General features: G+C 71.8%; 19 protein-coding genes and 1 pseudogene. 12 read left to right on the top strand and 8 right to left on the bottom strand.

Annotated elements, in window-relative coordinates; all coding sequences use genetic code 11:
- Positions 1-6 precede the first annotated feature (6 nt).
- Together AC2CHE_RS08135 and AC2CHE_RS08130 are read right to left on the bottom strand one after the other, a co-directional pair.
- Positions 7-660: an MBL fold metallo-hydrolase gene (locus AC2CHE_RS08135; protein ID WP_484504275.1), complete on the bottom strand. Its 654-nt coding sequence runs from the start codon at positions 658-660 to the stop codon at positions 7-9.
- A gap of 6 nt (positions 661-666) precedes the next feature.
- Positions 667-1,383, bottom strand: coding sequence for a maleylpyruvate isomerase family mycothiol-dependent enzyme (locus AC2CHE_RS08130; protein WP_484504274.1), 717 nt, complete (start codon positions 1,381-1,383; stop codon positions 667-669).
- Between the two features lie 257 nt (positions 1,384-1,640).
- Here AC2CHE_RS08130 and rsgA point away from each other — a divergent pair, with 257 nt between their 5' ends.
- The 3 genes from rsgA to AC2CHE_RS08115 all read left to right on the top strand — a co-directional run bounded on the left by rsgA (position 1,641) and on the right by AC2CHE_RS08115 (position 6,541).
- Positions 1,641-2,669 carry a ribosome small subunit-dependent GTPase A gene (gene rsgA / locus AC2CHE_RS08125; RefSeq protein ID WP_484504273.1) on the top strand — a complete coding sequence of 343 codons (1,029 nt, stop codon included), beginning with the start codon at positions 1,641-1,643 and terminating at the stop codon, positions 2,667-2,669.
- 264 nt (positions 2,670-2,933) lie between these two features.
- Positions 2,934-5,876, top strand: a complete 2,943-nt coding sequence (gene uvrA, locus AC2CHE_RS08120; protein WP_484504272.1) for an excinuclease ABC subunit UvrA — start codon at positions 2,934-2,936, stop codon at positions 5,874-5,876.
- A gap of 167 nt (positions 5,877-6,043) precedes the next feature.
- Complete coding sequence (locus AC2CHE_RS08115) at positions 6,044-6,541, top strand: Rieske (2Fe-2S) protein (protein ID WP_484504323.1); 498 nt, start codon at positions 6,044-6,046, stop codon at positions 6,539-6,541.
- 1 nt (position 6,542) lies between these two features.
- On the opposite strand, the pseudogene AC2CHE_RS08110 reads toward AC2CHE_RS08115, so the two are convergent.
- Positions 6,543-6,674 (bottom strand): annotated as a pseudogene (locus AC2CHE_RS08110) (discoidin domain-containing protein); the annotation flags it as partial.
- A 254-nt stretch (positions 6,675-6,928) separates the two neighbouring features.
- Here AC2CHE_RS08110 and uvrC point away from each other — a divergent pair.
- Positions 6,929-9,085 carry an excinuclease ABC subunit UvrC gene (uvrC, locus tag AC2CHE_RS08105; protein WP_484504271.1) on the top strand — a complete coding sequence of 719 codons (2,157 nt, stop codon included), beginning with the start codon at positions 6,929-6,931 and terminating at the stop codon, positions 9,083-9,085.
- Positions 9,086-9,172: 87 nt separating this feature from the next.
- Here the strand turns inward: uvrC and recQ are convergent, their stop codons facing one another.
- Both recQ and AC2CHE_RS08095 read right to left on the bottom strand, forming a co-directional pair.
- Positions 9,173-11,053, bottom strand: coding sequence for a DNA helicase RecQ (recQ, locus tag AC2CHE_RS08100; protein WP_484504270.1), 1,881 nt, complete (start codon positions 11,051-11,053; stop codon positions 9,173-9,175).
- Between the two features lie 107 nt (positions 11,054-11,160).
- Positions 11,161-11,814 carry a hypothetical protein gene (locus AC2CHE_RS08095; protein ID WP_484504269.1) on the bottom strand — a complete coding sequence of 218 codons (654 nt, stop codon included), beginning with the start codon at positions 11,812-11,814 and terminating at the stop codon, positions 11,161-11,163.
- A gap of 243 nt (positions 11,815-12,057) precedes the next feature.
- Here AC2CHE_RS08095 and rapZ point away from each other — a divergent pair, with 243 nt between their 5' ends.
- The 8 genes from rapZ to AC2CHE_RS08055 all read left to right on the top strand — a co-directional run bounded on the left by rapZ (position 12,058) and on the right by AC2CHE_RS08055 (position 19,017).
- The gene (gene rapZ / locus AC2CHE_RS08090) at positions 12,058-12,933 is read left to right on the top strand and encodes an RNase adapter RapZ (RefSeq protein WP_484504322.1); all 876 of its coding nucleotides are present in this window, start codon (positions 12,058-12,060) and stop codon (positions 12,931-12,933) included.
- A complete protein-coding gene (locus tag AC2CHE_RS08085) occupies positions 12,930-13,901 on the top strand; it encodes a gluconeogenesis factor YvcK family protein (protein ID WP_484504267.1) in 972 nt (323 codons plus the stop codon). Before rapZ ends, AC2CHE_RS08085 begins: the two co-directional genes overlap by 4 nt.
- A gap of 54 nt (positions 13,902-13,955) precedes the next feature.
- Positions 13,956-14,936 carry a DNA-binding protein WhiA gene (gene whiA / locus AC2CHE_RS08080; RefSeq protein WP_093401454.1) on the top strand — a complete coding sequence of 327 codons (981 nt, stop codon included), beginning with the start codon at positions 13,956-13,958 and terminating at the stop codon, positions 14,934-14,936.
- A gap of 247 nt (positions 14,937-15,183) precedes the next feature.
- Positions 15,184-16,188 (top strand): type I glyceraldehyde-3-phosphate dehydrogenase, encoded by a 1,005-nt coding sequence (gene gap / locus AC2CHE_RS08075; protein ID WP_281563824.1) that lies wholly within the window; start codon positions 15,184-15,186, stop codon positions 16,186-16,188.
- On the top strand, positions 16,185-17,384 hold the full coding sequence (locus AC2CHE_RS08070; protein ID WP_484504266.1) for a phosphoglycerate kinase: 1,200 nt from the start codon (positions 16,185-16,187) through the stop codon (positions 17,382-17,384). Before gap ends, AC2CHE_RS08070 begins: the two co-directional genes overlap by 4 nt.
- Positions 17,384-18,175 carry a triose-phosphate isomerase gene (gene tpiA / locus AC2CHE_RS08065; RefSeq protein ID WP_484504265.1) on the top strand — a complete coding sequence of 264 codons (792 nt, stop codon included), beginning with the start codon at positions 17,384-17,386 and terminating at the stop codon, positions 18,173-18,175. Before AC2CHE_RS08070 ends, tpiA begins: the two co-directional genes overlap by 1 nt.
- A 95-nt stretch (positions 18,176-18,270) precedes the next feature.
- Entirely contained in the window at positions 18,271-18,531 is a 261-nt protein-coding gene (gene secG, locus AC2CHE_RS08060; protein ID WP_484504264.1) for a preprotein translocase subunit SecG, read from the top strand.
- A gap of 138 nt (positions 18,532-18,669) precedes the next feature.
- On the top strand, positions 18,670-19,017 hold the full coding sequence (locus AC2CHE_RS08055) for an RNA polymerase-binding protein RbpA (RefSeq protein WP_484504263.1): 348 nt from the start codon (positions 18,670-18,672) through the stop codon (positions 19,015-19,017).
- A 21-nt stretch (positions 19,018-19,038) separates the two neighbouring features.
- On the opposite strand, the gene pgl is transcribed toward AC2CHE_RS08055, so the two are convergent.
- The 3 genes from pgl to zwf all read right to left on the bottom strand — a co-directional run bounded on the left by pgl (position 19,039) and on the right by zwf (position 22,483).
- Entirely contained in the window at positions 19,039-19,803 is a 765-nt protein-coding gene (gene pgl / locus AC2CHE_RS08050) for a 6-phosphogluconolactonase (RefSeq protein WP_484504262.1), read from the bottom strand.
- A gap of 57 nt (positions 19,804-19,860) precedes the next feature.
- Positions 19,861-20,877 (bottom strand): glucose-6-phosphate dehydrogenase assembly protein OpcA, encoded by a 1,017-nt coding sequence (locus AC2CHE_RS08045; protein WP_484504261.1) that lies wholly within the window; start codon positions 20,875-20,877, stop codon positions 19,861-19,863.
- 91 nt (positions 20,878-20,968) lie between these two features.
- Positions 20,969-22,483 carry a glucose-6-phosphate dehydrogenase gene (zwf, locus tag AC2CHE_RS08040; RefSeq protein WP_484504260.1) on the bottom strand — a complete coding sequence of 505 codons (1,515 nt, stop codon included), beginning with the start codon at positions 22,481-22,483 and terminating at the stop codon, positions 20,969-20,971.
- Positions 22,484-22,580 lie beyond the last annotated feature (97 nt).

The raw sequence follows: 22,580 nt of genomic DNA, 5'->3' as shown, positions 1-22,580 counted from the left end.
CGAGGGTCACCAGCCGCGGGCGCGCCACTCAGCCAGGTGGGGGCGCTCCGCGCCGAGCGTCGAGTCCCGGCCGTGCCCGGGGTAGAACCAGGTCTCGTCCGGCAGCCGGTCGAACAGCTTGCGCTCGACATCGTCGATCAGCGCGGCGAACCGCTGCGGATCCTGGTCGGTGTTGCCGACCCCACCGGGGAAGAGACTGTCGCCGGTGAAGAGGTGCGGCACGCCGGCGGGGTCGCGGTAGAGCAGCGCCACCGAGCCCGGGGTGTGTCCCCTGAGGTGGATGACCTCCAGGGCGCAGTCGCCGACCGGCACGACATCGCCCTCGGTGAGGGTCTGCGCCTCGATCGGCAGCCCGTCCGCGTCGTCGGCGTGCGCCAGCGCGCGGGCGCCGGTCTTGGCCACCACCTCTTCCAGACCCACCCAGTGGTCCATGTGCCGATGGGTGGTCACCACCGCGGTGATCCCGGCGTCGCCGATCAGTTCCAGCAGGCGGGGCGCCTCGTTCGCGGCGTCGATCAGCACCTGTTCGCCGGTGCTGCCGCAACGCAGCAGGTACGCGTTGTTGTCCATCGGTCCGACCGACACCTTGGTGATGGTCAGCCGGTCGAGTTCGCGTACCGCCGGCGGGCCGCCGGGGGTGACTTCTCCGCTGTAGGTCATGGCTTCCTAGATCCATTCGGGCGGGTGTGGCAACTGCCCGTCGGGGGTGACGGTCAGGGTGGTGCCGGGGTCGCGGCCGGTCAGCCATGCGGCGAGTTCGGCCGCCGGACCGGCGACGACCGGTGCCTGTGCCCGGTCGCCGAGCACCAGTTCGTGGCTGCTGCCGTCGAAGCGCAGCACCATCGCCGGTACGTCGCTCCGGTCGGCGAAGCCGCTGGCGACCTCGTGCAGCAACCGGTGACCGAAGTCCGGTGACCAGTCCGTGGGCCGGTAGCCGGCCGCCAGGTCGACGTGGTGGATCTCCAGCTCCCGCAGCCGACCCCAGACGAGCAGGGCCGCCGGCCGCGAGCCGTGTCGGGTCTCGACGGTGGCAGCCCACGCCGGCACCGGCATGGCGGCGACGGCCTCGGCGAACCGGTCCGCGCTGCGCCGCAGGTCGTCCAGCTGTTCCTCCGGGCTACGCGGGGCCCCCGCCTCGATGTCGGCGGTCCGGGCGGCGGTGCTGGCGTACATCGGGATCGGCTCGCCGGTGCGGGCCGAGGTGAGCAGGTTGACGAAGCCGTCGGCGTTGCGGCACACGTGGGCGAGCACGTGCCCTCGGGTCCACCCGGGCAGCAGGGACGGCGCCGCGAGGTCGGCGGCGTCGAAGGTGGCGGCGGTCCGCAGCAGGCGGGCCGTGGCGTCCTCCACGTCGCCGGTCAGCAGCAGCGGATCCATCGTCACGGTGCTGACCCTAGCGGCCCCGCGCCCACCGCGTCGCCGGGGAATTCACTTCCGGCGTGGCACGGTGCGACCTACCGTCTGTGCCAGCGACCCCCTCGAACCCGGGTCCGGGACGTAGCCGCCTTGTCTGCTGCCTCGCGGCCCGGTCTCACCGGGGAGGTCGACCAGGTTCGTGCGTGACGCCGGAGCGGAGGAGGTGGTGGTCATGCCGGTCACCGCACCCATGTATCACCCGCGCCGACACTGAACGAGGAGCCATGACCATCTCGCTGACCGCCCTGGGCTGGGACACCGACCGGGCGGCCCATCTGCGACGTATCCGTACCGGTCAGCGCCCCGGCCGGGTGGCCCGCGTCGACCGCGGCGTCTGCACCGTGCTCACCGACGACGGGCCGGTGCGCGCCTCGACCGGCGGGACCGTGCTGGCCGCCGCCGTCGGCGACGCGACCCGGCTGCCTGGCGTCGGCGACTGGGTGCTGCTGTGCGCCTGGCCCGATGGGCGGGTGACGGTGGAGGCGGTGCTGCCCCGGCGTACCGCGTTGATCCGGCGCACCGCCGGCAAGGACGCCAGCGGCCAACTGCTGGCCGCCAACCTGGACGTGGCCGCCGTGGTCGAGCCGGTGCACCCGGCGCCGGATGCCGCCCGGATCGAGCGGCTGCTCTCCCTGGTCCACGAGTCGGGTGCCCGGCCGCTGGTGGTGCTGACCAAGACCGACCTGGCGGCCGATCCGGCAGCGGTGGCGCGTCAGCTCGCGGCTCTCGCCCCGGGCGTGCCGGTGCTGCCGGTCAGCGCCGAGCACGGCGCCGGGCTGGAGCCGTTGCGCGCCGAGGTCGGCCCCGGCCGCACCCTCGGCCTGCTCGGACCCTCCGGCGCCGGCAAGTCCAGCCTGGTCAACGCGCTCGTCTCGGCGGTGGTGATGCCCACCCAGGCGATTCGTCGGGTCGACGGCAGGGGTCGGCACACCACCACCTGGCGGTCGCTGGTGCCGCTGCCGGGCGGCGGCGCCGTGGTGGACACGCCCGGGGTCCGGGCCGTCGGCCTGCTCGACGGCGCGACCGGGCTCGACCGCGCCTTCGCCGACATCGCCGAGCTGGCCGCCGGCTGCCGGTACGGCGACTGCGGGCACGAGGCCGAACCCGGCTGCGCGGTGCGTGCGGCGCTGGATGCCGGTGCGCTGACCGCCCGCCGCTACGAGAGCTGGCGTCGGCTGCGACGGGAGATCGCCCACGAGACCCGTCGCCGCGCCACCCGTGTGTCCCGCACCACCCGCCGCACCTCCCACTAACCACCCACCCCACCCGGTTCGCGATCATGCAGTTCTGGTCGTCGGTACGAGTGATTTGACCGCTTTGGTGCATGCCACAACTGCATGCTCGGCGCAGCTGGGGTGGGGGCGGGGTGGGGCGGGGTGGGATGTGTGGATGGGGGAAGTTGTCGGGGGTCGGGTCTACAGTTGCCGGGGCGCACTCTCCGCGCTGACACAACCGCTGGGGTCACCTCAAAAGCGGACAGATCTTCCTCTTCATTCTCACCCGGGAGTACACGGACCGTGGCCGACCGTTTGATCATTCGTGGCGCGCGCGAGCACAACCTGCGCGACGTCAGCCTCGACCTGCCCCGGGACGCCCTGATCGTGTTCACCGGGCTGTCCGGGTCGGGCAAGTCGAGCCTGGCCTTCGACACGATCTTCGCCGAGGGGCAGCGGCGTTACGTCGAGTCGCTGTCGTCGTACGCCCGGCAGTTCCTCGGCCAGATGGACAAGCCGGACGTCGACTTCATCGAGGGTCTGAGCCCGGCCGTCTCCATCGACCAGAAGTCCACCTCGCGCAACCCCCGCTCCACCGTCGGGACGATCACCGAGGTCTACGACTACCTGCGGCTGCTCTTCGCCCGCGTCGGGGAGCCGCACTGCCCGGTCTGCGGCGAACGGATCTCCAAGCAGAGCCCGCAGCAGATCGTCGACCGGGTCCTCGCCATGGCCGAGGGCACCCGCTTCATGGTGCTCGCGCCGGTGGTGCGCGGGCGCAAGGGCGAGTACGTCGACCTGTTCGCCGAGCTCCAGGCCAAGGGGTACGCCCGGGCCCGGGTCGACGGGGTGGTGCACCAGCTCACCGACCCGCCGAAGCTGAAGAAGCAGGAGAAGCACACCATCGAGGTGGTGATCGACCGGCTCAGCGTCAAGCCCAGCGCCAAGCAGCGGTTGACCGACTCGGTCGAGGCGGCCCTGGGCCTCTCCGGTGGTCTGGTCCTGCTCGACTTCGTCGACCTGGCCGAGGGTGACCCCGACCGGGAGCGGCGCTACTCCGAGCATCTGGCCTGCCCCAACGATCACCCCCTCGCCATCGAGGACCTGGAACCCCGGGTCTTCTCCTTCAACGCGCCCTACGGCGCCTGCCCGGAGTGCACCGGCCTGGGCACCAAGAAGGAGGTCGATCCGGAACTGGTCGTCCCCGACCCGGAACGCAGCCTGCGCGAGGGCGCGATCCAGCCCTGGGCGACCGGGCACAACCTGGAATACTTCCTCCGCCTGCTGGAGGCGCTCGGCGAGGCCGAGCACTTCGACGTCGACACCCCGTGGCGGGCGCTGCCGTCGCGAGCGCAGAAGACGATCCTGCACGGCTCCGACGACCAGGTGCACGTGCGTTACCGCAACAAGTACGGCCGGGAGCGCTCGTACTACACCGGTTTCGAGGGCGTGGTGCAGTGGATCGAGCGCCGGCACTCCGACACCGAGAGCGAGTGGTCGCGGGAGAAGTACGAGGGTTACATGCGCGACGTGCCCTGCGCGGCCTGCGGGGGTGCCCGGCTCAAGCCCGAGGTGCTCGCGGTCACCCTGGCCGGGCGCAGCATCGCCGAGGTGTGCAACCTGTCCGTCGGTGAGTGCGCCGACCTGCTGGCCGGCATCGAGTTGACCGACCGGCAGAAGCTGATCGCCGAGCGGGTGCTCAAGGAGATCAACGCCCGGCTGCGCTTCCTGCTCGACGTCGGGCTGGACTACCTCTCCCTGGACCGTCCGGCCGGCACCCTCTCCGGCGGTGAGGCGCAGCGTATCCGGTTGGCCACCCAGATCGGTTCCGGCCTGGTCGGCGTGCTCTACGTGCTCGACGAGCCGTCGATCGGCCTGCATCAGCGGGACAATCACCGGCTGATCGAGACGCTGATGCGTCTGCGTGGCCTGGGTAACACGCTGATCGTGGTCGAGCACGACGAGGACACCATCCGCACCGCCGACTGGATCGTCGACATCGGTCCCGGCGCGGGGGAGCACGGCGGTCGGATCGTGCACAGCGGCTCGGTGCCGGCGCTGCTGGAGAATCCCGAGTCGCTGACCGGGGCGTACCTTGCCGGTCGCCGGGAGATCCCGACGCCCAGGGGACGCCGCCCGCAGGCTTCCGGGCGGGAGTTGGTCGTGCACGGGGCCCGCGAGCACAACCTGCGCAACCTGACCGTGAGCTTCCCGCTCGGCCAGCTGATCGCCGTCACCGGGGTCAGCGGCTCGGGGAAGTCGACCCTGGTCAACGACATTCTCTACGCGGTCCTGGCCAACCAGATCAACGGCGCGCGGCTGGTGCCGGGCCGGCACACCCGGGTTTCCGGCCTGGAGCACGTCGACAAGGTCGTCGGCGTCGACCAGTCGCCGATCGGCCGCACCCCGCGATCCAACCCGGCCACCTACACCGGCGTCTGGGACCATGTGCGCAAGCTGTTCGCCGAGACCGCCGAGGCCAAGGTCCGGGGGTACGGCCCCGGCCGGTTCTCCTTCAACGTCAAGGGCGGTCGCTGCGAGGCGTGCTCCGGTGACGGCACCATCAAGATCGAGATGAACTTCCTGCCCGACGTGTACGTGCCGTGCGAGGTCTGCAAGGGCGCCCGGTACAACCGGGAGACCCTGGAGGTGCACTACAAGGGCAAGACCGTCTCCGACGTGCTGGAGATGCCGATCGAGGAGGCGGCCGAGTTCTTCTCCGCCATTCCGGCCATCCACCGGCACCTCAAGACGCTCGTCGACGTGGGTCTGGGCTACGTACGGCTGGGGCAGCCCGCGCCGACCCTCTCCGGTGGCGAGGCGCAGCGGGTCAAGCTCGCCTCGGAGTTGCAGAAGCGCTCGACCGGGCGGACGGTCTACGTGCTCGACGAGCCGACCACCGGCCTGCACTTCGAGGACATCCGCAAGCTGCTGCTGGTGCTGGAGGGCCTGGTCGACAAGGGCAACACGGTGATCACGATCGAGCACAACCTGGATGTGGTCAAGAGCGCGGACTGGTTGATCGATATGGGCCCCGAGGGCGGTCACCGGGGCGGCACCGTGCTCGCCACCGGCAGCCCGGAGGAGGTCGCCGAGGTCGCCGAGAGTCACACCGGGCAGTTCCTGCGTACCGTCCTCAAGCTCGACGGCACGGCCAAGGGCGCCGTGTCGGCCACCGCCCGGGCGGCGAAGGCCAACGGTGGCCGGGGTCGGGGCGGCCGCAAGGCCACCGCCGCCGCGCGCTGACGGGCCGATCCGGCCGGACGGCAGGCCCGTCGGCGGGCGGCGGGTCCGGGTGGCCGATCGGGTGAACCGCCGGGCAGAGTGGTGCGTGCAGGGAGAGTAGCGACACATCATGCACCGGAGTGAGCGACGGAGGGCGAGGCATGAGCGAGCCGCAGGGCAGCGCTGACATGAGCGACGGGCAGGCGCCGGCCGGGCCCGGAGTGCGTACCCGCCGGGCCGTGCTCACGGGCGCGGGAGCGGTCGGCGTGGCGGTGGTCCTGGCCGCCTGCGGCGGTGCGGACGGCGACGGCGGTCAGGACGGCGACGGCGGCGCGGCACCCAGCCCTGGCCCGCAGATCACCAACACCGGCGACGCCGGTGGTGGCGATCGTGAGGGCGCCCAGTCACTGGCCCGGACGACGGACATCCCGGTCGGCGGCGGCGCGGTCTTCGCCGCCCAGGGCGTGGTGATCACCCAGCCCACCGCGGGCGACTTCAAGGGATTCGATCCGGTCTGCACCCATCAGGGCTGCCCGGTGTCGAACGTCGACGGCGGCACCATCAACTGCACCTGCCACGGCAGCAGGTTCTCCATCGAGGACGGCTCCGTCACGGCCGGCCCAGCGACCACGCCGCTGCCGGCCAAGAACATCAAGGTCGACGGCGACCAGATCGCGCTGGCCTGAGCCGGTCGAAGGCCGCCTCCCAGGTCAGGACCACCCGACCGACCTGCCGTATGGACCCGAGGTCCACCCGCAGCCACTGGTTGTCCGACCAGGAACTGGCCCACCGGGTGCCCAGGTCGCTGTCGACGGCGCGCGCCGAGCGGTTCCCGGAACATGCCCCGGACCAGCAGCGGCCACCAGGCGTCGAGGGTCCGGATCGCCTCGGCGTGGACGGGGGCCATCGGACGGGATCATTACATGAAGAACATTCGGTTACTGGATGGTGGGCCGCCCCGCTCAATATTGGAGGGAAGTCGATAAGTGCGTCGCGTGCTGCCGCCCCGCCACGGGAAGAACGGGCATCAGGGGATGATCCGGGCTGTCGGGGGCGGCGACTAATCTCGGAGTGTGGCTGATCCGTCGACCTACCGTCCCGCGCCGGGCACGATTCCCGAGGCACCGGGGGTGTACCGCTTCTACGACGGCACCGGCCGGGTGATCTACGTAGGCAAGGCGAAGAACCTGCGCAGTCGACTCAACTCCTACTTCGCCGACCTGTGGGGGCTGCACCAGCGCACCCAGCAGATGGTCACCACCGCCGAGGCGGTCGACTGGGTCACCGTGGCCACCGAGGTCGAGGCGCTCCAGCTCGAATACCTCTGGATCAAGCAGCACGACCCGAGGTTCAACGTCCGGTACCGCGACGACAAGTCCTACCCCTACCTGGCGGTGACCCTCGACGAGGAGTACCCACGGCTCCAGGTGATGCGCGGCGCCAAGCGCAAGGGGGTGCGCTACTTCGGGCCGTACTCACACGCCTGGGCGATCCGCGAGACGCTCGACCTGCTGCTGCGCGTCTTCCCGGCCCGCACCTGCTCCGCCGGGGTGTTCAAGCGGGCCGGCCAGGTCGGTCGCCCGTGCCTGCTCGGATACATCGGCAAGTGCTCGGCCCCCTGCGTCGGCAGCGTCTCCGCCGAGCGGCATCGCGAGATCGTCGACGACTTCTGCGACTTCATGGCCGGGCGCACCGACACCATGGTCCGCAAGCTGGAACGCGAGATGACCGAGGCCAGCGAGCAGTTGGAGTTCGAGCGGGCGGCCCGGCTGCGCGACGACGTCGCCGCGCTGCGCCGGGCGATGGAGAAGCAGACAGTGGTGCTCGGCGACGGCACCGACGCCGACGTGGTGTCCTTCGCCGACGACCCGCTCGAAGCCGCGGTCCAGGTCTTCCACGTTCGCGGCGGCCGGGTACGCGGCCAGCGCGGCTGGGTGGTGGAGAAGACCGAGGAGTTGACCAAGGGCGACCTGGTCCACCACTTCTGCACCCAGGTCTACGGCGGCGAACACGGCGAGGCCGACGTGCCACGGGAGCTGCTGGTACCCGAGCTGCCCGCCGACGCCGAGGCCCTGGCCGACTGGCTCTCCACCCACCGCGGCGCCCGGGTGACGCTGCGGGTGCCGCAGCGCGGCGACAAGCGGGCCCTGATGGAGACGGTGGAGCGCAACGCCAAGGACGCCCTGGCCCGGCACAAGCTCAAGCGGGCCGGTGATCTGACCACCCGCAGCAAGGCCCTCGACGAGATCACCGAGGCACTCGGTCTGCGGACGGCGCCGCTGCGCATCGAGTGCTTCGACATCTCGCAGATCCAGGGCACCGACGTGGTGGCGAGCATGGTCGTCTTCGAGGACGGGCTGCCCCGCAAGAGCGAGTACCGCCGCTTCATCATCCGTGGTGCCACCGACGACCTCTCGGCGATGTCCGAGGTGCTGCGTCGCCGCTTCGCCCGCTACCTCGACGCCCGCGCCGAGACCGGTGAGGCGGGCGTCGAGTCCGCCGCCGTTGACCGCGCCGCCGCCGACCTCGCCGCCGTGGGCCGCGTCCCCGGGGACACCGCCGCCATTGACTCGGCCGCCGTGGACCGCATCCCCGCTGACGCCGTCGCCGGAACCGACGTTTCCGGCACCACGCCGGCCGTCGTCAACGCGGACGACGGTGACGCAGGCGTCGTCGACGGCAGCGACGAGCCGCGGATCGGGGCGCTTGTCGACCCGACCACCGGTCGGCCGCGCAGGTTCGCGTACCCGCCGCAGCTGGTGGTGGTCGACGGCGGAGCGCCGCAGGTGGCCGCCGCCGCGCAGGCCCTCGCCGAGCTGGGCATCGACGACGTGGCGCTGTGCGGGTTGGCCAAGCGGCTGGAGGAGGTCTGGCTGCCCGACGACGACTTCCCGGTCATCCTGCCGCGCGCCTCCGAGGGGCTCTACCTGCTGCAACGGGTACGCGACGAGGCGCACCGCTTCGCCATCACCTTCCACCGGCAGCGCCGCTCCAAGCGGATGACCACCTCGGCGTTGGACAACGTCCCCGGCCTGGGCGAGGTACGCCGCAAGGCGCTGCTGCGTCACTTCGGCTCGCTGAAACGCCTCTCGGCCGCCACCGTCGAGGAGATCACCGAGGTCCCCGGCGTCGGCCGGCGTACCGCCGAGGCCATCCTCACCGCCCTCCACACCCCCACCCCCACCCCCACCCCCACCCCCACCCCCACCCACGAACCTCCCGCGAGCTGACAACTTCGGCGATGTTGCGGTCTCCACGGCGCCTGAGAGAGCAACATCCCCGAAGTTGCGCAGATCGTGATGGGAGTGGATGGCACCTCAGGCGGGGGCGGCGAGCACTCCGAGGAGCTGCTCGCCGTACTTGGCCAGCTTGTTGTCGCCGACGCCGCTGATCCGGGACAGCTCGGCCAGCGACGACGGCGCGTCGGCGGCGATCTGGCGCAGCGTCGCGTCGTGGAAGATGACGTACGCGGGTACGCCCTGCTCCTTCGCGGTGGCCGCCCGCCAGGCCCGCAGCCGTTCGAACGTGCCGGCCGCCTCCGCCGGCAGCTCGGCGACCACGGTGGCCGCGCCCCGGGGCTTGGCCGCCTTCGTCGGGCGTGCCGCCTCGCGGCGCAGCATCACGGTGCGCCGCCGGCCGAGCACCTCGGCGCTGGCGTCGGTGAGCGTCAGGGTGCCGTAGTCGCCCTCGACGGTGAGCAGTCCCTCGGCGAGCAGTTGTCGAACCACGCCGCGCCACTCCGCCTCGCTCAGCTCCCCGCCGATGCCGAACACGGTGAGCGAGTCGTGCCGATGCTGGGTGATCTTGTCGGTGCTGCGACCCAGCAGGATGTCGATGCAGTGCCCGGCGCCGAATCGCTGGTTGCGCTCCCGGTCCAGCCGGAAGACGGTGGAGAGCAGTTTCTGCGCGGCCACCGTGCCGTCCCAGGACTCGGGCGGCTCCAGACAGGTGTCGCAGTTGCCGCAGCCGCCGGTGGCCGGCTCACCGAAGTACTCCAACAACTGCGCCCGGCGGCAGCGGACCGTCTCGCAGAGCGCCAGCATCGCGTCGAGATGGGCGGCGAGGTTGCGCCGGTGCGCCAGGTCACCCTCGGAGGTGTCGATCATCTTCCGCTGCTGGACCACGTCCTGAAGCCCGTACGCCAGCCAGGCGGTCGACGGTAACCCGTCGCGGCCGGCGCGGCCGGTCTCCTGGTAGTAGCCCTCGACCGACTTCGGTAGGTCGAGATGGGCGACGAACCGCACGTCAGGCTTGTCGATGCCCATCCCGAAGGCGATCGTCGCCACCATCACCACGCCGTCGGCGCGCAGGAAACGCTGCTGGTTGGCGGCGCGGGTGCCCGCGTCCAGACCGGCGTGGTAGGGCAGGGCGTCGATGCCGTTGGCGACCAGGAAGTCGGCGGTCTTCTCCACCGAGGCGCGGGACAGGCAGTAGATGATGCCCGCCTCGCCGGGATGTTCGTCGCGCAGCAGGGCGAGCAGCTGCTTGCGCGCCTCCCGCTTCGGCACGATCCGGTACTGGATGTTGGGCCGGTCGAAGCTGGCCACGAAGTGTCGTGCCTCGGTGAGGCTGAGGCGGGTGGCGATCTCGGTTCGGGTGGCGCTGGTCGCGGTGGCGGTCAGCGCGATGCGGGGTACGCCCGGCCAGCGTTCGTGCAGCATGGACAGGTTGAGGTAGTCGGGCCGGAAGTCGTGGCCCCACTGCGACACGCAGTGCGCCTCATCGATGGCGAACAGGCTGATCCGACCCCGGTCCAGCAGGCTCAGGGTGGCCCGGCTGGCCAGCGCCTCCGGCGCGAGGTAGAGCAGGTCGATCTCGCCGGCCACGAACTCCGCCTCGACCAGCCGGCGGGTGTCCAGATCGAGGGTGGAGTTGAGGAAACCGGCCCGTACCCCGACCGCGGTGAGCGCGTCGACCTGGTCCTGCATCAGCGCGATCAGCGGCGAGACCACCACCGCGACGCCGTCGCGCACCAGCGCGGGAATCTGGTAGCACAACGACTTGCCGCCGCCGGTGGGCATCAGCACCAGCGCGTCGCCGCCGGCAACCACGTGGTCGATGACCTCCCGCTGGAAGCCCCGGAAAGCGTCGTACCCGAACACCCGCCGCAGCACCTCGAGCGTCGCGGTCACCTTCTCGCCGGTGGGCGCGTCGGAGGCGGCCAGATCGGTGACGCTCACGTCGGCGGGGGAGACCATCCGAGGATTCTACGAGCGGCTGTCTTCGGCGCTGCATCTGTGGCAGTTCCGGCGCGGTCGCCTCGGCGTGTCGACGACCTACGGTGCCACGGTGCGAGCCGAGCGGGTCACGGGGTCTGCGGGACGGGGACGCGCTTGGCCCAGCGCACGTCACCGTCGGGGTCGACGTGGCAGAACGCCACCGCCAGACGCGACGGGTCGGTCAACGGCAGGGCGCCGGGCACCATTCGGAAGACGGCGACCAGGCTGCCGGTGGCGGTCGCGCGGGTGCCCACCGCGCCGACGTTGTCCGGGGTGGTGAACGTGCCCTCGGGGTCCTCGCGGGTGGCGGTGTCGGCGAGCCAGGCATACCGCTCGGCGAGCACGTCGTACGCTCCGGCCCAGTTGGAACCGGTGTCGCCGTCGCGGTCCCAGCCGGCGTACGGCTGCACCACCCGGGCGGGTTCCACCCGGCCGTCGAGCAGGATGACCTGGTAGTGGCCCTGGTGGTGCGGCCCGGACCAGCGCAGCCGCAGCACCACGGACTGCCGGTCCGGGTCGCCGATGACGTTGTCCACCGGCTCCGGCCAGCCCAGCGCGACGACCGCGTCCGTCACCCCGTCCGGCTCCGGCAGCACGGCCTCGACGGTCACCGTCACCTGGTCGCCGCCCCGTGCCCACTCGCGTTCCCGGTCGACGTAGCGGTCCACCGTGGCCAGCACGGCGATGGTGACCGACACCAGGGCAACCACCCAGCGCAGCCGCGCCCCGTGCCTGCCCATGGCAGGAGGATAGCCGTGTCGCGCGTCGCGCGCCGTCAGTCAGCCGACACGACGGGTGCGCGCCTCCGACGGCCCTTCGACGCGGCGGCGGTGCGTCCACCGGCACCGGACACCGGCGAGCTAGAGTCGCTGCTTGACCATGCCCGGCCGGATCGGTCGGGGCAGCACGGTTGGAGGGGCAGACGGGTGGGCGAGGCGCACACGACCGGTCACCGTACGGGCGTACCCGGTGAGCAGACCGCGGTGCCCGCCGCCGAGACGGACACCACGCTGGTCGTGGTCACCGGGCTGTCCGGCGGTGGACGCAGCACGGTGGCCCGGGCACTGGAGAACGTGGGCTTCTACGTCGTCGACAACCTGCCGCAGGCGCTGCTGCTGGACATGGCCGAGCTGGCCGTGAAGGCGGGTGGGGCGGCCCGGCGTACCGCGATGGTGCTGGACGTGCGTTCCCGGGCCTTCTCCACCGATCTGGCCGAAGCGATCCGGGAGCTGAAGGAGCGTGGCTACGCCCCCCGGGTGGTATTCGTCGATGCCGACGACGAGGTGCTGATCCGCCGGTTCGAGAGCGTGCGGCGCTCGCATCCGTTGCAGGGCGACGGCCGGCTCGCCGACGGCATCGCCGTCGAGCGGGGGCTGCTGGAGGAGGCCCGCGACCAGGCCGACGTCATCATCGACACCAGCCACCTGAACGTGAACCAGCTGCGCCGTCGGGTCGAGGAGCTGTTCGGCGGGGAGGACGCCCGCCGGTTGCGGCTGACGGTGATCTCCTTCGGCTTCAAGTACGGCCTGCCGCCGGACGCCGACTTCGTGATGGACGCCCGGTTCCTGCCCAACCCGTACTGGGTGCCCGAGTTGCGTGAGCACACCGGGCGCGAGGAGGCGGTCAGCGCGTACGTGCTGGGGCAGGAGGGCGCGGACGCCTTCGTCGACGGGTACGCGGATCTGGTGAACGCCACCACGCCCGGCTTCGAGCGCGAGGGCAAGCGGTACCTGACCGTGGCGGTCGGTTGCACCGGCGGCAAGCACCGCAGCGTGGCGATAGCCGAGGAGCTGGCGGCCCGGCTGCGCCGCGCCGGGCTGGCCGCCAACGCCCAGCACCGCGACCTGGGGCGGGAATGACGATCCGGGTGGTGGCGTTCGGCGGCGGGCACGGCCTGTCCGCCTCGCTGCGGGCGTTGCGGCGCTGCGCGCCGGAGCTGGATCTGGACATCACGGCGGTGGTGACCGTCGGCGACGACGGCGGCTCCAGCGGCCGGCTGCGCGCCGAACGGGGCGGACTGCCCCCCGGTGACCTGCGACAGGCACTGGTGGCCTTGGCCGGGGACCACCCCGCCACCCGGCGCAGCGCGGGGCTGTTCCAGCACCGCTTCGCGGAGCTGACGGCAGGCGGCCGGGTCGACGGGTTGGCCGGGCACGCGGTGGGCAACCTGGTGCTCTGCGGGCTGATGGAGCTGCTCGGCGATTCGGTGGCCGCCCTGGAGCACGCGGGGGCGATGCTCGGCTCGGTCGGCCGGGTGCTGCCGATGTCCCGTCAGCCGGTCGACATCGAGGCCCGGGTCCGCGGGGCCGACCCGGCACGCCACGACGAGGTGAGCACCGTACGCGGACAGCACCAGGTCGCGGTCACCACGGGCCGGGTCGAGTCGCTGCGGCTCACCCCGCAGGCGCCGGCGGCGTGTGTCGAGGCGGTCGCCGCGATCGGCGCCGCCGACTGGCTGATCTTCGGGCCGGGCAGCTGGTACACCAGCGTGCTGCCGCATTTGCTGGTGCCGCAGCTGGCCGCGGCGATCCTGGCCAGCCCGGCTCGGCGGCTGGTCACCCTCAACCTCGCCGCCGAGAAGGAGACCCTCGGTCTCTCCGTCGCCGATCACCTGGCGGCGCTGCGCTGGTACCTGCCGGAGCTGACGGTCGACTTCGTGCTCGCCGACGCGAAGGCGGTCGGTGACCCCGAACCGGTCCACGGTGCGGCAGAATCCCTGGGAGCCCGGCTGGTCCTCGCTCCCGTCGCGGTCGACGACGGCACGCCCCGTCATGATCCGGCTGCTCTGGGCGCCGCCCTGGTGCCTGTACTGGGCGCCGATCGTTAGACACGTACGTAATCTCCGGCGACACGCCGGAACCGGTCCGTGAGGGGACGCACAATGGCGATGACGGCTGCGGTCAAGGACGAGCTGAGTCGGGTCGACGTGCCCAAGCCCTGCTGCCGGCGGGCGGAGATGGCGGCGCTGCTGCGGTTCGCCGGTGGCCTGCACATCGTGTCGGGGCGGGTGGTGGTGGAGGCCGAGCTCGACACCGGCGCGGTGGCCCGGCGGCTGCGGCGCGAGATCGCCGAGGTCTACGGCTACCCGAGCGAGATCCACGTGCTCGCCTCCGGTGGCCTGCGCAAGGGCAGCCATTTCATCGTCCGCGTCGTCAAGGACGGTGAGGCCCTGGCCCGGCAGACCGGGCTGCTCGACGTGCGCGGCCGGCCGGTGCGGGGGCTACCGCCGCACGTCGTCGCCGCCAGCGTCTGCTGCGCGGTGTCCGCCTGGCGGGGCGCGTTCATGGCGCACGGCTCGTTGACCGAGCCGGGTCGCTCCAGCGCCCTGGAGATCACCTGTCCCGGACCGGAGTCGGCGTTGGCGCTTGTCGGTGCGGCCCGGCGGCTGGGCATCACCGCCAAGAACCGTGAGGTGCGCGGCGTCGACCGGGTGGTGGTGAAGGACGGCGACGCGATCGCCGCGCTGCTCACCCGGATCGGTGCCCACTCCAGCGTGCTGGCCTGGGAGGAGCGCCGGGTCCGGCGCGAGGTGCGGGCGACGGCCAACCGGCTGGCGAACTTCGACGACGCCAACCTGCGGCGTTCGGCCCGAGCGGCGGTCGCCGCCGCGGCCCGGGTGACCCGGGCGTTGGAGATCCTCGCCGACGATGCGCCGGAGCACCTGACCTCGGCCGGCCGGCTGCGCCTGGAGCACCGGCAGGCGTCCCTGGAGGAGTTGGGCGCGCTGGCCGACCCGCCACTGACCAAGGACGCCATCGCCGGGCGGATCCGTCGGCTGTTGGCGCTGGCCGACAAGCGGGCCCGCGACCTCGGCATCCCGGATACCGAAGCGGCCGTCACGCCCGACATGCTCGTGGTCTGATAGGACGGCGGGGCGACCACCCGGCGCAGCGTGGCTCGGCGCGCTCGGATAGGGTCGCTGCGTACGGCAAGGGGGCCGGCACCGGCGCTCCCGCCGTACCCACCGCCTCGACGGCGGTCCGGTCCCCTGGACCGCGGCGGGGTGGCCGGGATGAACCGTCAACGGCCGGCTCCAACGGTCGGCGCACACCTTTTCGCCGGCCGAGGGTCTCCACGCCGGCGGACCAGAACGCGAGGAGATGGGACCTGTGACCATCCGGGTTGGCATCAACGGCTTCGGCCGGATCGGCCGTAACTTCTTCCGGGCAGTGCTGGCGTCCGGCGCTGACGTCGAGGTCGTGGCCGTCAACGACCTGACCGACAACGCGACGCTCGCCCACCTGCTCAAGTACGACAGCATCCTGGGCCGCCTCCCGCAGGAGGTCAAGGCCACCGCCGACGAGATCACCGTCGGTGGCAAGTCCATCAAGGCGTACGCCGAGAAGGACCCGGCGGCGCTGCCGTGGGGCGACGTCGGCGCGGACGTGGTCATCGAGTCGACCGGCTTCTTCACCGACGCCACCAAGGCCAAGGCGCACATCGACGGCGGGGCCAAGAAGGTCATCATCTCCGCTCCGGCGAAGAACGAGGACGTCACGGTCGTGATGGGCGTCAACGACGGCCAGTACGACCCGGCCAGCCACAACATCATCTCGAACGCCTCCTGCACCACCAACTGCCTGGCGCCGATGGCGAAGGTGCTGCACGACACGTTCGGCATCCAGCAGGGTCTGATGACCACGATCCACGCGTACACCCAGGACCAGAACCTGCAGGACGCGCCGCACAAGGACCTGCGTCGGGCCCGGGCCGCCGCGCTGAACATCGTGCCGACCTCGACCGGCGCGGCGAAGGCCATCGGCCTGGTGCTGCCGGACCTCAAGGGTAAGCTCGACGGGTACGCGCTGCGGGTGCCGATCCCGACCGGCTCCGCCACCGACCTCACCGTCACGGTCGGTCGGGAGACCTCGGTGGACGAGGTCAACGCCGCGCTGAAGGCCGCCGCCGAGGGCCCGCTGCGGGGGATCCTGACCTACAACGAGGACCCGATCGTCTCCGCCGACATCGTCACCGACCCGGCGTCGTGCATCTTCGACGCGCCGCTGACCAAGGTCATCGGCAACCAGGTCAAGGTCGTCGGCTGGTACGACAACGAGTGGGGCTACTCGAACCGCCTGGTCGACCTGGTGAAGCTGGTTGGTTCGTCGCTGTGAGCATCCGTAACCTCGACGATCTGCTCGCCGAGGGGGTTTCGGGTCGGCGCGTGCTGGTGCGCGCCGACCTGAACGTCCCGCTCGACAAGCAGACCGGTGCGATCACGGACGACGGCCGGATCCGGGCCGTGCTGCCGACCCTCGGCGCGCTGACCGAGGCCGGCGCCAAGGTGGTCGTCTGCTCCCACCTGGGCCGGCCGAAGGGCGCGCCGGATCCGCAGTTCAGCCTCGCCCCGGTCGCCGGGCGGCTCGGCGAGCTGCTCGGCACGCCGGTGCACGCCGCCACCGACACGGTCGGCGAGTCCGCCCGGGCGACGGTGACGGCGCTCGCCGACGGCGAGGTGGCGCTGCTGGAGAACCTCCGCTTCAACAAGGGTGAGACCAGCAAGGACGACGCCGAGCGGGCCGCCTTCGCCGACCAGCTCGCCGCGCTCGGTGACGTGTACGTCGACGACGCGTTCGGGGCGGTGCACCGCAAGCACGCGAGCGTCCACGACGTGCCCGCCCGGCTGCCGCACTTCGCCGGCCGGTTGGTGCTGCGCGAGGTGGAGGTGCTGTCGAAGCTCACCGGCGACCCCGAGCGGCCGTACGTGGTGGTGCTCGGCGGGTCGAAGGTCTCCGACAAGCTCGCCGTGATCGAGGCGCTGCTGCCCAAGGTCGACCGGCTGCTCATCGGTGGTGGCATGTGCTTCACCTTCCTCAAGGCCCAGGGCCACGAGGTCGGCTCATCCCTGCTGGAGGCGGAGATGGTGGAGACCTGCCGCAACCTGCTGGAGCGTTCCGAGGGCAAGATCATGCTCCCGGTCGACGTGGTGGCCGCCGACGCGTTCGCCCCGGACGCGGCGCACGACACCGTGCCGGCCGAGGGCATCCCCAGCAAGCGGGTGGGGTTGGACGTCGGCCCGAAGACGGTGGCGGGCTTCGCCGCCGCGCTCAAGGGTGCCCGGACGATCTTCTGGAACGGCCCGATGGGCGTGTTCGAGATGCCCGCGTTTGCGCACGGCACCCGTGGGGTGGCCGAGGCGATCGCCGGCTCGGACGCGTTCAGTGTGGTCGGTGGTGGTGACTCAGCCGCCGCGGTGCGGGCCCTGGGCCTGGACGAGAAGTCCTTCGGGCACATCTCCACCGGCGGTGGCGCGTCCCTGGAGTACCTGGAGGGCAAGACCCTCCCCGGCATCGCGGCTCTGGAGAACTGATGGCGAGCGCTCCCCGCCGGCCGCTGATGGCCGGCAACTGGAAGATGAACCTCAACCACCTCGAGGCCAACCTGCTGGTGCAGAAGCTGGCGGCCAGCCTCACCGAGAAGCAGCTGACCGAGGTGGAGACGGTGGTACTGCCGCCGTTCACCGACCTGCGCACGGTGCAGACCGTGGTGGAGGGCGACAAGCTGCTCGTCGGCTACGGCGGACAGGACCTGTCACCGCACGCCTCCGGCGCGTACACCGGAGAGATCTCCGGCGCGATGCTGGCCAAGCTCGGCTGCACGTACGTGGCGGTCGGGCACTCCGAGCGGCGGCAGTACCACCGTGAGGACGACGCGTTGGTGGGCGCCAAGGTGCGGGCGGCGCTGACCCACGGGCTCACCCCGATCATCTGCGTAGGGGAGGGGCTGGACGTCCGGGAGCAGGGAACCCACGTGGCGCACTGCACCGATCAGCTCGACGCGGCGCTCAAGGGGCTCAACCCGGAGCAGATCCTCCGCGTGGTGGTCGCGTACGAGCCGGTCTGGGCGATCGGCACCGGCAAGACCGCCACCCCGGAGGACGCCCAGGAGGTGTGCGGCGCGCTGCGGGCACGGCTGGCCGACACCGTGGACCAGGCCACCGCCGACGGCGTGCGGATCCTCTACGGCGGCTCGGTCAAGTCGTCGAACGTCGCCTCGATCATGGCTCAGCCGGACGTGGACGGCGCCCTGGTGGGCGGCGCCAGCCTGGACGCCGAGGAGTTCGCGAAGATCTGCCGGTTCCCGGAGCACATCACCGGCTGATCGCTCGCTATCCTTGACTCCGCCCGTCCGCCGGTCGGTGCCGCCGTGCCCGAACTGTCCGGGCGAGGATCGTAACGAGAGGACTGACCCCCGCCATGCCGATCTGGTTCGCCTACACGTTGATCGTGTTGCTGGTCATCACGAGCGTCCTGCTCGTCCTACTCATCCTGCTGCACCGCGGTAAGGGCGGTGGGATGTCCAGCATGTTCGGCGGTGGTGTCAGCTCCAGCCTGGCCGGATCGTCAGTGGCCGAGAAAAACCTGGACCGCTACACCGTCCTGGTGGGCATCGTCTGGTTCGCCTGCATCATCGGGATCGGTCTCTGGCTCCGGCTTGAGGTGGGTACGGGCGTCTGATTCGACCCCCCGAGGCGTACAATCTGCGCGCGGTCCGTCACCGACGGGCCGCGCGCAGTCCGTTTCACCCGCTGCACCGCGTCGCCCGCCGTCCACCCCCACGACGGCGGTCCCCCTCCGACGACAGGAGTCAGCGCCGTGCCGAACGGCCACGTCATCCGGGGCGCCCGCGTCGGGTCCGCGCCCCCGCGTCCCCCTGAACGCCACCAGCCGGTCCCGTGCCGGTCGGTCAGCTACTGGTGCCGCAACGGGCACCGCACGGACATCCGGATCGTCGCCGACGTGGCGGCACCGACCGTCTGGGACTGCCCGCGTTGTGGGCTGCCCGCCGGGCAGGACGCCCAGGACCCGCCGGGCCGGACCCGGGCCGAGCCGTACAAGACCCATCTGGCGTACGTGAAGGAACGGCGTACCGAGGCTGAGGGGGAGGCGATCCTCGCCGAGGCCCTCGCCGCGTTACGCCGGCGCCGCGGCAGCCGAAGCTAGGGGCGGTCGCCGCCGTCTTCCTCAGCGCAGGCTGCGGAAGCGGGCCGGCAGGTCGGCCGCCGCGGCCCGGTCCAGCAGCCAGAGGGTACGCCCGGTGCCCTGCACGCCGGCCGCCGGCACCTGCACCGGGCCGGCACCGGCCAGCGCCATGCCGACCGCGTGGGCCTTGTCACCGCCGCCGGCCACGAGCCACACCTCCTCGGCGGTGTTGATCGTCGGAAGGGTGAGGGTGATGCGTACCGGCGGTGGCTTCGGGCTGCCCCGCACCGCGCTGACCGGTCGGCTGTCGTAGTGCACCGGGTGCTCCGGGAAGACCGAGGCGACGTGCCCGTCCTCGCCGACGCCGAGCATCAGCACGTCGAAGTGGGGCAGCACGGCGGTGCCGGGCCGGGCCGACCGGGCGAGTTCGGCGGCGTACCGGGCGGCGGCTTCCTCCGGGTCGGCACCCTCGTCCGAGGCCGGCATGGCGTGGATCCGGGCCGGGTCCACCGGCAGCGCGTCGAGCAGCGCCGCGCGGGCCTGGGTCTCGTTGCGTTCCGGGTCGCCGGCGGGCAGGAACCGCTCGTCGCCCCACCAGAAGTCGACCCGGGACCAGTCGACCGCGTCCCGGGCGGGCAGTGCGCCCACCGCCCGGTAGACCGCCGCGGCGATCCGACCGCCGGTGAGTACCACCGACGCCTGGCCGCGTTCGGCCTGGGCGTCGAGCAGTCGTACCACCAGTCGGGCCGCGACCGCCTGCGCCAGCAGGTCGGCGTTGGCGTGGACGGCGACACTCGCCTCACTCATGGTGTCCTTCCGCGACCGCGTAACGGTCGGTGTCGTGGTACCGGAGGGGTGGGAGGGTCAGGAGCCGGTGTTCGTCGTGGCGTGCGCGGTGACGCCGGCCTCGGCCCGCTGGGCGGTGGCCGGATCCTTCCACACGTGCACCCGCTGGCTGGGCCGTCGATCCAGGTTGCTGATCCCGGCGAACGCGCCCAACGCCTCCGCGTACACCTGGTCGGTGCCGAGCCGACGCAGTTCCTCGGCCAGTTCGTCGCCGAGCGGCCGGCGCACCAGCGGCAGGATACGGTCCTCCTGGCCGGCACGCCGGAACGTGGCCACGCTGTCTTCGCGGGTCAGCGTCAACTCGTCACCGTTGGCGCAGCGCAGCTGGACCTCCCGCATCCGGGGAAACTCCCGGGTGCGATCCCAGCGCGGCTTGATACCGAGCCGGCTACGCAGCCAGCCCCGCATCAGCGCGGCAGTCGGGTCGGTCGGCGGTGCGACCACCACCGCCTCGGTCAGCTGCGCGTCCGTGGTGTCGAAGGCGCCGGCCACCAGGGTGCGCCACGGCGTGATCCTGGTCCAGGCGAGGTCGGTGTCGCCCGAGACGTAGTCGCGGGCCCGCTGCCGCAGCGCCGCGATCGGGTCGGCGGCCTGCGCGGAGTCGGTGATGCGCCGGTCCGCGACCACACCGAGGTAGTCGGTGGCGATCTCCTCCGGCGGCTCACCGTGCCACCAGGTGACCACCGGCACGTCCGGCACCAGCAGCGGCATCACCACGGACTCGGCGTGCAGCGCCAGACGCCCGTACATCCGCATCACCACGGCCTCGCAGGGGCCGAGCCGGCCGCCGACCACGATCTCCGCGTCGAGCCGGTTGCGGTCCCGGTCCACGTCGGAGCGGACCACCACCAGCAGCCGGCACGGGTGCGCGGCGGCGGCGATGGTGGCCGCCGCCTCCGCCTCACGAACCCGCTTCTCGTCGACCACCACGATCAGGGTCAACGCCATGCCACTGGCCACCCCGCCGGCGCTGCGCCGTTCCGCGGCGAGCGCCTTGACCACCTCGTTACCGGTGGTGTCCCACAGTCCGATCACCGCAGCCTCCTGCTTCGCTCGCCTCGCGTCGCCTCGCTCCGCTCACCGGCGGCGCAAGCCGCGGCGCTGCTGAGCCCGATGATTCGCTCGCTCACGCCCGCCGCCAGGCCCGGCCCTCGCGGGCCAGCATCTCGTCGGCGGCCCGAGGGCCCCACTCGCCGGACCGGTAGGGCTCGGGCTTCGTGCCCTCCCAGGCGTGCTCCAGCGGGTCCACCACGGCCCAGCTCTGCTCGACCTCGGCGGCGTCGGGGAACAGCGTCCGGTCGCCGATCAGCACGTCCAGCACCAGCCGCTCGTACGCCTCCGGGCTGGACTCGGTGAACGCCTCGCCGTACTGGAAGTCCATCGCGATGTCGCGGACCTCCATTGTGGTGCCGGGTACCTTCGAACCGAACTTGAGCACCACGCCCTCGTCCGGCTGGACCCGGATCACCAGCTGGTTGTTGCCGAGCATCTCCATGTCGGCAGCGGTGAACGGCAGGTGCGGCGCCTGCTTGAACATCACCGCGACCTCGGTGACCCGCCGCGGCAGCCGCTTGCCGGCCCGGATGTAGAACGGCACCTCCGCCCACCGGCGGTTCTGGATGCCGAGCCGCACCGCCACGTACGTCTCGGTGGTCGACGTCGACGGGACGCCGTCCTCCTCCAGGTAGCCTCTGGCCCGCTGCCCGCCGACCCAGCCGGGCAGGTACTGACCGCGTACCGTGCCGTCGCCGACGTCCTTCGGCAGCGTGATGGCCTTGAGCACCTTGAGCTTCTCGGCCCGGATCTCGTCGGCATCGAAGCTAGTCGGTTCCTCCATCGCCACCAGGGCGAGCAGTTGCAGCAGGTGGTTCTGCAACACGTCGCGGGCGGTGCCGACCGAGTCGTAGAAGCCGGCCCGGCTGCCGATCCCGACATCCTCGGCCATGGTGATCTGCACCGAGTCGACGTACTGCGAGTTCCACAGCGGCTCGAAGAGGCTGTTGGCGAAGCGCAGCGCGAGGATGTTCTGGACCGTCTCCTTGCCCAGGTAGTGGTCGATGCGGAAGACGTCCTGCCGGGTGAAGACGTCGTCGACCAGGTCGTTGAGCGCCTTGGCCGAGGGCAGGTCGTTGCCGAACGGCTTCTCCACCACCACCCGGCGCCAGCCGCCGCACTTCTCGTTGTCGGCCATGCTGGTGCGGGCCAGCTGTTTGAGCACCACCGGGAACGCCGCCGGCGGGATGGAGAAGTAGAAGGCGACGTTGCCGTGGATGCCGTGGCTGTCGCGCAGACCGTCCAGGCAGCGCGCGAGATTGTCGAAGGCGGTGTCGTCGTCGAACGACCCACCGACGAACTTGATGTTTTGTTCGAGTCGCGACCACACCTCCTCCCGCCACGGTGTCCGGGAGTGGGCCCTGGCCGCCTCCCGGGCCACCACAGCGAAGTCGCCGTCGCCCCAGTCCCGCCGGGCGAACCCGACGATCACGAAGCCGGGCGGTAGCAGCCCCCGGTTGGCCAGGTCGTAGACCGCAGGTAGCAGTTTTTTCTGGGCCAGGTCGCCGGTCACCCCGAAGATCACCAGAGCGCACGGCTCCGGGATCCGAGGGAGTCGCCGGTCCTGCGGGTCGCGCAGCGGGTTCACGCCGCCTCCTCGCTCCGCTCGTCCACGTCGTTCATCGTCATGCCCGTAACGAACCCATCACGCCGGACGGCCGGGCCGGGTCCGCCGACCGCCCGGT

This window comes from Micromonospora sp. ATLC16 (assembly GCF_057196645.1).
This window is presented reverse-complemented; position numbering and strand designations above follow the sequence as displayed.